The sequence below is a fragment of the Streptomyces sp. NPDC017246 genome (assembly GCF_044331325.1).
Taxonomy (GTDB): domain Bacteria; phylum Actinomycetota; class Actinomycetes; order Streptomycetales; family Streptomycetaceae; genus Streptomyces.
In genome coordinates, this window is record NZ_JBIRMW010000018.1 from 143,046 (window position 1) to 156,460 (window position 13,415).

A 13,415-nucleotide genomic window follows, 5' to 3' on the forward strand; every position below is an offset into this window, starting at 1 on the left:
TACTGGCGGGCACGTGTTCGAGGAGGGGGATCCCAGGGTGAGTGAGAGCAGCACGAGGTCCGCGACGGCCGTCGTCGAGGACCCGGCCGGCCCGCCGATGGTCCGCGTGGAGAACCTGCGCCGGTCGTACGGCACGGGCGAAGCCGCCGTCCACGCCCTGCGCGGGGTCTCCTTCGACATCCCGCGCGGCGAGCTCGTCGCGCTCAAGGGCCGCTCGGGCTCCGGCAAGACCACCCTGCTCAACCTCGTGGGCGGACTCGACAGCGCCGACGGGGGCTCGATCGTCATCGACGGCATCGACCTCTCCACGCTCGGCGAGAACGGACTCCTGGAGCTGCGCCGCGACCGGATCGGCTTCATCTTCCAGTCCTTCGGACTCCTCCCGATCCTGTCCGCCGCCGAGAACGTCGGCGTACCCATGCGGCTGCGCAAGGCGGACCCGAAGGAGCGCGAGGAGCGGGTGTCCCTGCTCCTGGGCCTGGTCGGCCTGGCCGACCACGCGAACCAGCGGCCCGGCGAGCTCTCCGGCGGCCAGCAGCAGCGCGTCGCCATCGCCCGCGCCCTCGCCAACAAGCCGGCGCTGCTGATAGCCGACGAGCCGACCGGCCAGCTCGACGCGGAGACCGGGCTCGCCGTCATGCAGCTGCTGCGCGCGGTGGTGCGCAGCGAGGGCTGCACGGCCCTCGTCGCCACCCACGACCCGCAGCTCCTGGGTCTGGCGGACCGGGTCCTGGAGCTCAGCGACGGCGAGATCATCGAGCACTGACGAGGCGCGACGGGTGCGCGGCGGGTCTCGACATCAGAATCACGTCAAGACCGCCGGGCCCCTCTCACCGCGTGCGGAATGTCCGATTGGCTGGACGTATGGTCGTCCCATGGGACGCGGCAAGCTTCGGATATACCTCGGCGCTGCGCCGGGTGTCGGCAAGACCTACGCCATGCTCTCCGAGGCACACCGCCGGGTGGAGCGCGGCACCGACTGCGTCGTGGCGTTCGTGGAGCACCACGGACGACCGCGCACCGAGGTCATGCTGCACGGCCTGGAGCAGGTGCCGCGCCGCACCCTGGAGTACCGGGGCGCGGCCTTCACCGAGATGGACATCGACGCCGTCCTGGCCCGGCGGCCCGCCGTCGCCCTCGTCGACGAGCTCGCCCACACGAACGTCCCGGGCTCCCGCAACTCCAAGCGGTGGCAGGACGTCGCCGAGCTGCTCGCGGCCGGCATCGACGTCGTGTCGACCGTCAACATCCAGCATCTGGAGTCGCTGGGCGACGTGGTCGAGGCGATCACGGGCGTACGGCAGCAGGAGACCGTGCCCGACGAGGTCGTCCGACGGGCGGACCAGATCGAGCTGGTCGACATGTCCCCGGAGGCCCTGCGGCGCCGGATGGCCCACGGCAACGTCTACACCTCCGACAAGGTCGACGCGGCCCTCTCCAACTACTTCCGCCCCGGCAACCTCACCGCGCTGCGCGAACTCGCCCTCCTCTGGACCGCCGACCGGGTCGACGAGTACCTCCAGCAGTACCGCGGCGAGCACAACATCCGCTCCACCTGGCAGGCCCGCGAGCGCATCGTCGTCGGTCTGACCGGCGGGCCCGAGGGCCGCACCCTCATACGGCGCGCCACCCGGCTCGCCGAGAAGGGCGCGGGCGGCGAGGTCCTCGCCGTCTACATCGCCCGCAGCGACGGGCTCACCGCGGCCTCCCCCAAGGAGCTGGCCGTCCAGCGCACCCTCGTCGAGGACCTCGGCGGCACGTTCCACCACGTCATCGGCGACGACGTCCCCTCCGCGCTCCTCGAATTCGCCCGCGGGGTCAACGCCACCCAGATCGTCCTCGGCTCCAGCCGCCGCCGCACCTGGCAGTACATCCTCGGCCCCGGCGTCGGCCAGACCGTGGCCCGTGACTCCGGGACCGACCTCGACGTCCACATCGTCACCCACGGCGAGGTCGCCAAGGGACGCGGACTCCCGGTCGCCCGCGGCGCCCGCCTCGGCCGCTCCCGGATCATCGGCGGCTGGGTGGTCGGCGTCGCGGGCCCCCTCCTCCTCGCCCTCCTCCTCACCCATGTCGACGCCGACCTCGGTCTCGCCAACGACATGCTGCTCTTCCTGGCCCTGACCGTCACGGCGGCCCTGCTCGGCGGATTCCCGCCGGCGCTGGCCTCCGCCGCGGCCGGCTCCCTCCTCCTCAACTGGTTCTTCACCCCGCCCGTCCACCGGCTCACCGTCGCCGACCCCAAGAACATCGTCGCCATCGCCGTCTTCCTCGGCGTCGCCATGTCGGTCGCCTCGGTGGTGGACCTCGCCGCCCGGCGCACCCACCAGGCGGCCCGGCTGCGCGCCGAGTCCGAGGTGCTCTCGTACCTCGCCGGCAGTGTGCTGCGGGGCGAGACGAGCCTCGACGCCCTCCTCGAACGCGTTCGCGAGACCTTCTCCATGGAGTCCGTCGCCCTGCTGGAGCGGGATCACGAGGTCGAGCCGTGGACCCGGGCGGCGAGCGTCGGACCCCACCCCGCCGCCCGGCCCGAGGAGGCGGACGTGGACATGCCGGTCGGCGACCATCTGGCCCTCGCCCTCTCCGGCCGGGTGCTGCCCGCCGAGGACCGGCGGGTCCTCGGCGCCTTCGCCGCCCAGGCCGCCGTCGTCCTCGACCGCCAGCGGCTCGTGGGCGAGGCGGAGGAGGCCCGGAAGCTGGCCGAGGGCAACAAGATCCGCACCTCCCTGCTCGCCGCCGTCAGCCACGACCTGCGGACCCCGCTCGCGAGCATCAAGGCCTCCGTCTCCTCCCTCCGCTCCGACGACGTCGAATGGTCCGAGCAGGACCGCGCCGAGCTTCTGGAAGGCATCGAGGCGGGCGCCGACCGGCTCGACCACCTCGTCGGCAACCTCCTCGACATGTCCCGCCTCCAGACCGGCACCGTCACACCACTGATCCGCACCGTCGACCTCGACGAGGTCGTTCCCATGGCCCTCGGGGGAGTCCCCGACGGCAGCGCCGAGCTCGACATCCCCGAGACGCTGCCCATGGTCGAGGTCGACAAGGGTCTCCTGGAGCGGGCCGTCGCCAACATCGTCGAGAACGCCGTCAAGTACAGCCCCGGGGGCATGCCCGTCGCCGTCGCCGCCAGCACCCTGGGGGACCGCGTGGAGCTCCGGGTCGTGGACCGCGGTCCCGGCGTGCCCGACGAGGCCAAGGACGGCATCTTCGAGCCGTTCCAGCGCTTCGGCGACGCCCCGCGCGGCTCCGGGGTCGGTCTCGGCCTCGCGGTGGCCCGCGGCTTCGTCGAGGCCATGGGAGGGACGCTGGGAGCCGAGGACACCCCGGGCGGCGGGCTGACCATGGTGCTCACCCTCAGGGCGGCGCGTGGCGGCCCGCCGGCCCCGGCGCCCGACCTCCCGGCGCACGCCGTGACCTGACCCCGGCCCTTCCCGTACCGCACCACCGCCCCCTCCCTACCGCACCACTGCCCCTCCGTACGGCACCACCGCCCCCGCCACCGCCCCCGACCCGTCCCCTCCCGTACTCTCCTCATCCCCCCGCCCGCACGGGCGACCGAAGAAGGAAGGCCCCCCTCCATGACCCGGGTTCTCGTGGTCGACGACGAGCCGCAGATCGTCCGCGCGCTGGTGATCAACCTCAAGGCGCGGAAGTACGAGGTCGACTCCGCGCCCGACGGCGCCACCGCCCTCCGGCTCGCCGCCGAACGCCACCCCGACGTCGTCGTCCTCGACCTCGGCCTGCCCGACATGGACGGCGTCGAGGTCATCAAGGGCCTGCGCGGCTGGACGCGCGTGCCGATCCTGGTCCTCTCGGCCCGGCAGACCTCCGACGAGAAGGTCGAGGCACTCGACGCGGGCGCCGACGACTACGTCACCAAACCCTTCGGCATGGACGAGCTCCTCGCCCGGCTCCGCGCCGCCGTCCGCCGCGCCGAACCGGTCGGCGGGGCCGAGGACGGGGTCGTGGTCGTCGAGACCGAGGGCTTCACCGTCGACCTCGCGGCCAAGAAGGTCCACCGCGACGGCCGCGACGTCCGGCTCACCCCCACCGAGTGGCACCTCCTCGAGGTCCTCGTCCGCAACAGCGGCCGCCTGGTCAGCCAGAAGCAGCTGCTCCAGGAGGTCTGGGGACCCTCGTACGGCACCGAGACCAACTACCTGCGGGTGTACATGGCGCAGCTGCGGCGCAAGCTGGAGGCCGACCCGTCGCACCCGCGCCACTTCGTCACCGAACCGGGCATGGGCTACCGCTTCGAACGGTGAGCGGATGCGCGGTCAGGGCCCGCTCTCGGTGAGAGCGGTGGCCGGTACGCTTTCTGTATGAGTGCTGCACCACGTACAGAGAAGCCGGCCGGTCGGTTCCGCCGGATGCTCGACCGGCTCTCCTCCTCCCCGGAGGACCTGGAGTCGGAGGAGCTCCAGGAGGACGCCGAAGCGTCGGGGTGCACGCGTATCTGCGACTGCTCCGACCGCCAGATAGTCAAGGTGACTGGTACCTTGCGCACGGTCACGCTGCGTCCCCGGGCCGGTGTGCCCGCGCTGGAGGCCGAACTCTTCGACGGCACGGCACCGCTCGACGTCGTGTGGCTCGGCCGGCGCTCCATCGTGGGCATCGAGCCGGGCCGCAAGCTGATCGCCTCCGGCCGGATCTCCATGAGCCACGGCCGGCGGGTCCTCTTCAACCCCAAATACGAGCTCCGACCGCTCGGACAGGAGTAGCCGGTGACGTCCCTCGACAAGCCGACCACCACGGACCAGGACGCCCAGGCCTCGAAGGAGGTCACCGAGGCCGCGCTGTTCGAGGCCTTCGGTGGCCTGCGGGGCATGGTCGAGACGGTCCTCCCGGGGCTGTTGTTCGTCACGATCTTCACGATCAACAAGGACCTGCACATCTCGGCGATCGCCGCGCTCGCGGTCTCGCTGGTCCTGGTCGCCGTCCGGCTCATCCGTCGGGACACCGTCAAGCACGCGTTCAGCGGTGTCTTCGGTGTCGCCTTCGGCGTGGTCTTCGCGATGATGACGGGCAACGCCAAGGACTTCTATCTGCCCGGCATGCTGTACACCCTGGGTCTCGCCCTCGCGTACCTCGTCACCGCGGCCGCCGGGGTCCCCCTGATCGGCCTGATCCTCGGCCCGGTCTTCAAGGAGAACCTCTCCTGGCGCACCCGCAACCCCGGCCGGAAGAAGGCGTACACGAAGGCCAGCCTGGCCTGGGGCCTGATCCTGCTCGGCAAGTGCGCGATCCTCTTCCCGATGTACTGGTGGGCCGACACGACCAAGTTCGGCTGGGTGCTCGTCGCGCTGAAGATCCCGCCGTTCCTGCTCGCGGTCTACCTCACCTGGGTGTTCCTCGCGAAGGCTCCGCCGCCGATCGACGTCTTCGCCGAGATGGAGGCCGAGGAGCTCGCCGAGAAGGAGCGCAAGGCGGCCGCCGCCGCGCAGAGCCACCCCGAGGCCTGAGCGAGCGGCCCGAGGCCCGAGCTTCTCGGCGCGGCCTTCGGACGGTACGCGGGAGGGCCCGGACCTGTTCGTCAGGTCCGGGCCCTCCCACGTACCACCCGTGCTCAGGACTCGGTGGGCTCGCGGCGGACCTGCAACAGGTCCTCCAGCTGCTCCTCGCGGGCCTGCGCGGCCACGAACAGCAGCTCGTCGCCGGCCTCCAGGGTCTCCTCGGCACTCGGCGTCAGCACCCGCGAGCCGCGGATGATCGTCACGAGCGAGGTGTCCTGCGGCCAGTCCACGTCCCCGACCGCGGTGCCGGCGACCGCCGACTCCGGCGGGAGGGTCAGCTCGACCAGGTTCGCGTCGCCGTGGCTGAAGCGGAGCAGCCGGACGAGGTCGCCGACGCTCACCGCCTCCTCCACCAGCGCCGACATCAGGCGCGGGGTCGAGACGGCCACGTCCACGCCCCAGGCCTCGTTGAACAGCCACTCGTTCTTCGGGTTGTTCACCCGGGCGACGACCCGCGGCACGCCGTACTCGGTCTTGGCGAGCAGCGAGACGACGAGGTTCACCTTGTCGTCGCCGGTCGCCGCGATCACCACGTTGCAGCGCTGGAGCGCCGCCTCGTCGAGCGAGGTGATCTCACAGGCGTCGGCCAGCAGCCACTCCGCCTGCGGCACCCGCTCCACCGAGATGGCGGTCGGCGCCTTGTCGATGAGCAGGACCTCGTGCCCGTTCTCCAGGAGCTCGCCCGCGATGGAACGGCCCACCGCACCCGCGCCCGCAATAGCGACACGCATCAGTGACCGCCCTCCTCGGGACCCTCGGCGAAGGCCTCCTCGACCTTCGCGATCTCGTCCGTACGCATCATCACGTGCACCAGGTCACCTTCCTGGAGCACCGTCTGCGAGGTGGGCAGAATCGCTTCGCCCAGCCGGGTGAGGAACGCGACACGGACACCGGTCTCCTCCTGGAGCCGGCTCACCTTGTGACCGATCCAGGCGGGAGTCGTGTGCACCTCCGCGAGCTGCACACCCCCGCTCGGGTCGCGCCACAGCGGCTCCGCGCCGGAGGGCAGCAGCCGGCGCAGCATCTGGTCGGCGGTCCAGCGGACCGTCGCGACCGTCGGGATGCCGAGGCGCTGGTAGACCTCGGCGCGACGCGGGTCGTAGATCCGCGCCGCCACGTTCTCGATGCCGAACATCTCGCGCGCGACCCGCGCGGCGATGATGTTCGAGTTGTCGCCGCTGCTCACCGCGGCGAAGGCGCCCGCGTCCTCGATGCCGGCCTCACGCAGCGTGTCCTGGTCGAAGCCCACGCCCGTGACGCGCCGACCGCCGAAACCCGACCCCAGACGACGAAAAGCCGTCGGGTCCTGGTCCACGACCGCGACGGTGTGCCCCTGCTGCTCCAGGGTCTGCGCGAGAGCGGCTCCCACTCGCCCGCAGCCCATGATGACGATGTGCACGTCCCCTTACCCCGCACTCCTGATCGCCCTACTGACCTGCGAAAACACCCTGCTCACAACTTTCCTCACCCGATGCGCCCGGGTCGCGGCGGGCGACACCCTGACGGGTCACCCGGTCCGAGCTTATGCGGCAACGCTGGCCGGGACCGCATCCGAGGTGGTACTGAGGGAGATTCGGTGCCTATCGGGGGTGCCGGTGCGCGTGGCTCTTTTCGAACGCTTACGATCCTCTCCGTGTCCAAACTGACCGACGTGCCCAAACGGATCCTGATCGGGCGGGCCCTGCGCAGCGACAAGCTCGGAGAGACCCTGCTCTCCAAGCGGATCGCCCTCCCCGTCTTCGCCTCCGACCCGCTGTCCTCGGTGGCGTACGCACCGGGCGAGGTGCTGCTCGTCCTCTCCGTCGCCGGCCTTTCGGCCTACCACTTCAGCCCGTGGATCGCGCTCGCGGTCGTCGTCCTGATGTTCACGGTCGTCGCGTCGTACCGGCAGAACGTCCACGCGTACCCGAGCGGCGGCGGCGACTACGAGGTCGCCAACACCAACCTCGGGCCGAGGGCCGGACTCACCGTCGCGAGCGCCCTGCTCGTCGACTACGTCCTGACCGTCGCCGTGTCGATCTCCTCGGGCATCGAGAACCTCGGCTCGGCGATCCCCTTCGTCGTCGAGCACAAGGTGGCCTGCGCGGTCGGCGTGATCGTGCTGCTCACCGTGATGAACCTGCGCGGAGTGAAGGAGTCGGGCTCGCTCTTCGCGATCCCGACGTACGTCTTCGTCGCCGGCGTCTTCATCATGATCGCCTGGGGCGCGTACAAGGGGATCGTCCTCGACGAGACCATGAAGGCGCCCACCGCCGACTACGAGATCAAGCCCGAGCACCAGGGACTCGCCGGCTTCGCGCTCGTGTTCCTGCTGCTGCGCGCGTTCTCCTCCGGCTGTGCCGCGCTCACCGGCGTCGAGGCCATCTCCAACGGTGTCCCCGCCTTCCGCAAGCCGAAGTCGAAGAACGCCGCCACCACGCTCGCCCTCATGGGCGGCCTGGCCGTCACCATGTTCTGCGGCATCATCTTCCTCGCCATGGCCACCGACGTCCGGATGGCCGAGAAGCCCGCCGAGGACCTGCTCGTCAACGGCGTGCCGGTCGGCGAGGGCTACGTCCAGGACCCGGTGATCTCACAGGTCGCGGCCGCCGTCTTCGGCGACGGAACGTTCTTCTTCGTCCTCCTCGCCGCAGCCACCGCGCTCGTCCTCTTCCTCGCCGCCAACACCGCGTACAACGGCTTCCCGCTCCTCGGCTCGATCCTCGCCCAGGACCGCTACCTGCCCCGCCAGCTGCACACCCGCGGCGACCGCCTCACCTTCTCCAACGGCATCGTGCTCCTCGCCGGCGCCGCCGCCCTGCTCGTCTGGGTCTACGGAGCGGACTCGACCCGGCTGATCCAGCTGTACATCGTCGGTGTCTTCGTCTCCTTCACGCTCAGCCAGATCGGCATGGTCCGGCACTGGAACCGGCACCTGAAGACGGAGCGCGACCCGGCCAAGCGCCGCCACATGATCCGCTCCCGCGCGATCAACGCCTTCGGCGCCTTCTTCACCGGCCTCGTCCTCGTCGTCGTCCTGGCCACCAAGTTCACCCACGGCGCCTGGGTCGCCCTGCTCGGCATGGTGATCTTCTACGGGACGATGAGCGCGATCCGTAAGCACTACGACTCCGTCGCCGCGGAGATCGCCGCCGCCGAGGAACGCCCCGACGAGTACGTACGCCCCTCCCGGGTCCGCTCCATCGTCCTCGTCTCCAAGCTCCACAAGCCCACCCTGCGCGCCCTGGCCTACGCCAAGCTCATGCACGCGCACGAGCTGGAGGCGCTGACCGTCAACGTCGACCCGGTCGAGACGAAGGCGCTCAGGGAGGAGTGGGAGCGGCGCGGCATCAACGTCCCGCTCAAGATCCTCGACTCGCCGTACCGCGAGATCACCCGCCCGGTGATCGAGTACGTCAAGGGCATCCGCCGCGAGAGCCCCCGCGACGCCGTCTCCGTCTACATCCCGGAGTACGTCGTCGGGCACTGGTACGAGCACCTGCTCCACAACCAGTCCGCACTCCGCCTCAAGGGCAGGCTGCTCTTCACCCCCGGCGTCATGGTGACCTCCGTCCCGTACCAGCTCCAGTCCTCCGAGGTCGCGAAGAAGCGGGCCCGCAAGCGCCAGGACTGGACCGCGCCGGGCTCGGTCCGCCGCGGACCGGTGGAGAAGCGCCAGAAGGAACCGACCTCAAAGAGCAACTAGACTGGTGGGCTGCCGTCCGAACGGCAGCCCACGGTCACCTCCCCAGTTCCTCCCCCTTGGAGTCTCCCCACCATGCAGAACACCCCTGTTTCGTCGTTGGTCGGGGAAGAGTACGAGGTCGAGGTCGGACCGGTCGCCCACGGCGGCCACTGCATCGCCCGCACCGAAGCGGGCCGCGTCCTCTTCGTCCGCCACGCCCTGCCCGGCGAGAAGGTCGTCGCCCGCGTCACCGAGGGCGAGGAGACCTCCCGCTTCCTGCGCGCCGACGCGATCACGATCCTCGACCCGTCCAAGGACCGCGTCGAGGCCCCCTGCCCCTTCGCGGGCCCGGGCAAGTGCGGCGGCTGCGACTGGCAGCACGCCAAGCCCGGCGCCCAGCGCCGCCTCAAGGGCGAGGTCATCGCCGAGCAGCTCCTGCGGCTCGCCGGACTGACCCCCGAGGAGGCAGGCTGGGACGGCACCGTCATGCCGGCCGAGGGCGACAAGCTCCCGCCGGGCGAGGTCCCGCAGTGGCGCACCCGCGTCCAGTACACGATCGACGCCGAGGGGAACGCGGGCCTGCGCAAGCACCGCTCGCACGAGGTCGAGGTCATCGACCACTGCATGATCGCGGCACAGGGCGTCTCGGAGCTGGGCATCGAGAAGCAGGACTGGCCGAACATGGCCTCGGTCGAGGCCATCGCCGCCTCCGGCTCGAACGACCGCCAGGTCATCCTGACCCCGAAGCCCGGCGGCCGGCTCCCCCTGGTGGAGCTGGACAAGCCGGTCTCCGTCCTCCGCGTCGACGAGAAGGACGGCGGAGTCCACCGCGTCCACGGCCGCGCCTTCGTCCGCGAGCGCGCCGACGAGCGCACCTACCGCGTCGGCAACGGCGGCTTCTGGCAGGTCCACCCGAAGGCCGCGCAGACCCTCATGCTCGCCGTCATGCAGGGCCTCACCCCCCGCAAGGGCGAGACGGCCCTCGACCTCTACTGCGGCGTCGGCCTCTTCGCGGGCGCCCTCGCCGACCGCGTCGGCGACCAGGGCGCGGTCCTCGGCGTCGAGTCGGGCAAGCGCGCGGTGGAGGACGCCCGCCACAACCTCGCGGGCTTCCCGCGCGTCCGCATCGAACAGGGCAAGGTCGAATCGGTCCTCCCGCGCACGGGCATCACGGAGGTCGACCTCATCGTCCTCGACCCCCCGCGCGCCGGCGCCGGCAAGCAGACGGTCAACCACCTCGCGGGCCTCGGCGCCCGCCGCATCGCCTACGTCGCCTGCGACCCGGCGGCCCTGGCCCGAGACATCGCCTACTTCGCGGAACGCGGCTACAAGGTCCGCACCCTGCGCGCCTTCGACCTGTTCCCGATGACGCACCACGTGGAGTGCGTGGCGATTCTGGAGCCGGTGAAGAAGGACGCCTGACCTGGGGTTTCTTGGTCTTCGTCAGCTGCTCGACCTGTTTCCGGGCAAGCAACACGTGAAGGTGCGCCGGTCCGCTGAAAGCTACCTGACCTGCAGTTTCAGTACGGGACGTCGTGGTCCTAGCTATCGGCATCAGGGCTCTCCTCGGGCTGCTGACGCTCAATTGGCGCACGTTCTGAAGCCCCATCACGTTGGCCCGGCCGCGTCCACGGACGCGACCGGGCCAACGGCTTGGTCGCCGACCCGCAAGCCACTGGCCCTATGACATCCCGAATGTCAAGCCATGTCCCATGGCTGCTGACGCCCATTCGTTGCCGGGTGGCGGCCTCAGCAGCGGTATCTCAGCGTCACTGACGGGGTCGGCGGAGCCCGCCGGGAACAGCGGTGGGGGAGCTGGCGGCGGTCGCCCGGGAGTTTCCGGTCCGCGCAGTCGGCGCCCCGAGAACGAGCTGACAGTTGCTCGCTCGAGATCTGGGATCCATGACCCGTACTGCGTGATCCAGCCATGATCGACGCAGTTCTCGCAGACAGCCGAGGTGTCGTTCTTCGGTAGGTCGGGCCTTACTAGGATCACTCCAACCGATTGCGGCCCGACGGGCTTCCTGAACAGGACATGCCCCCACCCGCACGAGTCACTCGTGCCCTGGGGGAACCACCTCGTGTCCATGCTCCTGCTGAAACTGGCGGCGGAGGATCTGCTCACTCTGAATTCGCGTCGCAGAATGGTTCCGCACCTTGCTGCCCGATGGCGGCACTTCAGGGGCGCGGACGCCTCGTTGTCGGAACGGTCCGCGTGGGCGGAAAGCCTGGTGAGCCTGGCGAACGACCTGGTCGCGGCGGAGCGCGGCAACGTGGAGATGATCGTCGAGTGTGCCGCCACGCTCGACGAGGTGAACCGTTCCGAGAACCCACGCCTCATCGACGTCGTTCTGGTGGGCCGGCACCCGGAACGCAATGTGCCGTCGGTGCAGTTGGTCGAGCTGAAGCGCTGGTCGACGGTGACCAGGGTGGAGCAGGCCACGGCAGACCTGCTCTACGTGCCGGCCATGGACGAAGTGAAGCAGCACCCAGCACTGCAATTGCGCTCGTATTACGAGGCGTTCACGAGTGGCAGGGGCCCATTCCAGCGCTCGGACTTCGAATGCGGAGGTTTCGCCTACCTGCACAACGCCGTGGATGACTCGGTTCGGCCCTTGATCGAAGTGGATGCGCCGACAGGTGCCTACGCCCGCGTGTACACGAGCGACCGGCGCGCACAGCTGCTGTCCGACCTCCAGCGGCACTTCGCCGTTGAAGGCGCGGCCTCAGAGGCCGAGAGGATGCTGCAGAACATGGGGCTGCGCAACACTCCGCTGCTCGACGCGATGATCTGGTCCCGCGGGGCCGATACCGTTTTCACCCTCCGTGGGCGCCAGAAGGCAGTGGCCGACCAGGTCCTGGAATCGGCCGCCAAGGTCCTACCGGATCCCGAGCGTCCCACGTTGGTCCCGGACGAGCAACGGGTGATCTTTCTGGTGACCGGTGGCGCCGGAACGGGAAAGAGCGCGATCGGACTGCAGATCAAAGCGGAGCTGGAGGCACAAGGCCGCACGGTCAACTACGCCAGCGGGAGCAGGGCGTTCAACGGCGCTCTCCAAGAGCACGTCGGATACGGAGACCGGGAGTTCAGGGAGTCGTTCACGTACTTCAGCAATTTCGTCAAACCCCCGGAGCCGCCCCTGGACGTGTTGATCTGCGATGAGGCACACCGACTTCGCGACCGCTCGACGAATCGATTCTGGAAGCCCGAGGACTGGGGCACGGGGCCGCAGGTGGACGAGCTCCTCGCCGCGTCACGACTGACGGTCTTCTTCATGGACGAAGGGCAGTCTGTGAGGCCGAACGAGGTCGGTACCGTACAGCTGATCAAGGAGGCTGCCGCGCGCCACGATGCTCGCCTCGTCGAGGTCGGGCTTCGCGAGCAGTTCCGCTGTGGCGGCAGCGACGCCTACCCTCGCTGGGTGCGCGCCGTGCTCGGTGTGACGGACGAGGAGGCCGAGTGCTGGCGCCCGGACGGTCTGATGCACGTCGAAGTGGCGGACACCCCTGAGGAACTCGAACGGATCATCCGTGCCGAAGCGCTGGCCGGTGCGTCTGCGCGTATGGTGGCCGGCTATTGCTGGCCTTGGACCAAGCCACTCGGCAAGGAGAGGCGGCTGGAGGCCGATGTGCGCATCGGCGAATGGCACCGGCCGTGGAACGCGGACAGCGACACCTTCTGCGCTGACGACGTGCCCCCGTCCAAGATATGGTCCGTTCACGAGAACGGCCTCGGCCAGATCGGTTGTGTCTATACGGCGCAGGGCCTTGAATGGGACTGGTGCGGCGTCATCATGGGCGAGGACATGGTGCGCCGAGACGGCCAATGGGTGTTCCGTCGGGGCAAGGAGCGCAAGGACGAGGAGTCCGACGCCAAGCGAGTGGCTCGACCCGGCTCGTTCGACCCGAAGGTGAAAGCGGGCAGTGTCGACGACGAGGAATTCGCCCGACTCGTCCGCCACGCCTATCACGTGCTGATGACCCGGGCCAGCCGGGCAACAGTGCTCTATTCCACAGACGAGGAGACCCGGGCCTACCTCAAGGAACTCGTCGGACCGGTCGAGATCCACGCGTTGCGTCCTACGTGGGAGAATCTGCCTGCGGAGGCGCGCAAGCCGCACCTGCCCCGCCCCAGTAGGGGAAGACGTGGAAAGAGGAATCGGAAGGCGCGCAAGTCGCAGGGGCCCGATCTGACGCTGTTCTGAACGCGCTTTCGCGTTCGGTGTGAGTGGCGG

At 69.9% G+C, this 13,415-nt stretch carries 10 protein-coding genes; 8 read left to right on the plus strand and 2 right to left on the minus strand.

Features of this window, described 5'->3' with window-relative positions; all coding sequences use genetic code 11:
• Positions 1-97 precede the first annotated feature (97 nt).
• The 5 genes from ACH4MY_RS32550 (at position 98) to ACH4MY_RS32570 (ending at position 5,465) form a co-directional block, all read left to right on the plus strand.
• Positions 98-766: an ABC transporter ATP-binding protein gene (locus ACH4MY_RS32550; protein WP_398007653.1), complete on the plus strand. Its 669-nt coding sequence runs from the start codon at positions 98-100 to the stop codon at positions 764-766.
• A gap of 109 nt (positions 767-875) precedes the next feature.
• Positions 876-3,422: a DUF4118 domain-containing protein gene (locus ACH4MY_RS32555; RefSeq protein ID WP_398007613.1), complete on the plus strand. Its 2,547-nt coding sequence runs from the start codon at positions 876-878 to the stop codon at positions 3,420-3,422.
• 159 nt (positions 3,423-3,581) lie between these two features.
• Entirely contained in the window at positions 3,582-4,268 is a 687-nt protein-coding gene (locus ACH4MY_RS32560) for a response regulator (protein ID WP_398007615.1), read from the plus strand.
• Between the two features lie 57 nt (positions 4,269-4,325).
• Positions 4,326-4,724 (plus strand): OB-fold nucleic acid binding domain-containing protein, encoded by a 399-nt coding sequence (locus ACH4MY_RS32565; protein ID WP_073906407.1) that lies wholly within the window; start codon positions 4,326-4,328, stop codon positions 4,722-4,724.
• 3 nt (positions 4,725-4,727) lie between these two features.
• On the plus strand, positions 4,728-5,465 hold the full coding sequence (locus ACH4MY_RS32570) for a DUF3159 domain-containing protein (protein ID WP_398007617.1): 738 nt from the start codon (positions 4,728-4,730) through the stop codon (positions 5,463-5,465).
• A gap of 104 nt (positions 5,466-5,569) precedes the next feature.
• Here the strand turns inward: ACH4MY_RS32570 and ACH4MY_RS32575 are convergent, their stop codons facing one another.
• Positions 5,570-6,247 carry a potassium channel family protein gene (locus ACH4MY_RS32575; RefSeq protein ID WP_398007619.1) on the minus strand — a complete coding sequence of 226 codons (678 nt, stop codon included), beginning with the start codon at positions 6,245-6,247 and terminating at the stop codon, positions 5,570-5,572.
• The gene (locus ACH4MY_RS32580) at positions 6,247-6,915 is read right to left on the minus strand and encodes a TrkA family potassium uptake protein (protein WP_189832557.1); all 669 of its coding nucleotides are present in this window, start codon (positions 6,913-6,915) and stop codon (positions 6,247-6,249) included. The genes ACH4MY_RS32575 and ACH4MY_RS32580 overlap by 1 nt, the downstream gene beginning before the upstream one ends.
• A gap of 234 nt (positions 6,916-7,149) precedes the next feature.
• Between ACH4MY_RS32580 and ACH4MY_RS32585 the strand changes: the two genes are divergently transcribed.
• From ACH4MY_RS32585 to ACH4MY_RS32595, 3 genes are all read left to right on the plus strand, one after another.
• Positions 7,150-9,201 carry an APC family permease gene (locus tag ACH4MY_RS32585; protein WP_398007621.1) on the plus strand — a complete coding sequence of 684 codons (2,052 nt, stop codon included), beginning with the start codon at positions 7,150-7,152 and terminating at the stop codon, positions 9,199-9,201.
• Positions 9,202-9,273: 72 nt separating this feature from the next.
• Entirely contained in the window at positions 9,274-10,602 is a 1,329-nt protein-coding gene (locus tag ACH4MY_RS32590) for a class I SAM-dependent RNA methyltransferase (RefSeq protein ID WP_398007623.1), read from the plus strand.
• Between the two features lie 665 nt (positions 10,603-11,267).
• Positions 11,268-13,385, plus strand: coding sequence for a DUF2075 domain-containing protein (locus ACH4MY_RS32595; RefSeq protein WP_398007655.1), 2,118 nt, complete (start codon positions 11,268-11,270; stop codon positions 13,383-13,385).
• Positions 13,386-13,415 lie beyond the last annotated feature (30 nt).

Coding starts and splice junctions, on each gene's coding strand:
- ACH4MY_RS32550 (WP_398007653.1), top strand. CDS start 98: ATGGTCCGCGTGGAGAACCTGCGCCGGTCGTACGGCACGGGCGAAGCC.
- ACH4MY_RS32555 (WP_398007613.1), top strand. CDS start 876: ATGGGACGCGGCAAGCTTCGGATATACCTCGGCGCTGCGCCGGGTGTC.
- ACH4MY_RS32560 (WP_398007615.1), top strand. CDS start 3,582: ATGACCCGGGTTCTCGTGGTCGACGACGAGCCGCAGATCGTCCGCGCG.
- ACH4MY_RS32565 (WP_073906407.1), top strand. CDS start 4,326: ATGAGTGCTGCACCACGTACAGAGAAGCCGGCCGGTCGGTTCCGCCGG.
- ACH4MY_RS32575 (WP_398007619.1), bottom strand. CDS start 6,247: ATGCGTGTCGCTATTGCGGGCGCGGGTGCGGTGGGCCGTTCCATCGCG.
- ACH4MY_RS32590 (WP_398007623.1), top strand. CDS start 9,274: ATGCAGAACACCCCTGTTTCGTCGTTGGTCGGGGAAGAGTACGAGGTC.
- ACH4MY_RS32595 (WP_398007655.1), top strand. CDS start 11,268: ATGCTCCTGCTGAAACTGGCGGCGGAGGATCTGCTCACTCTGAATTCG.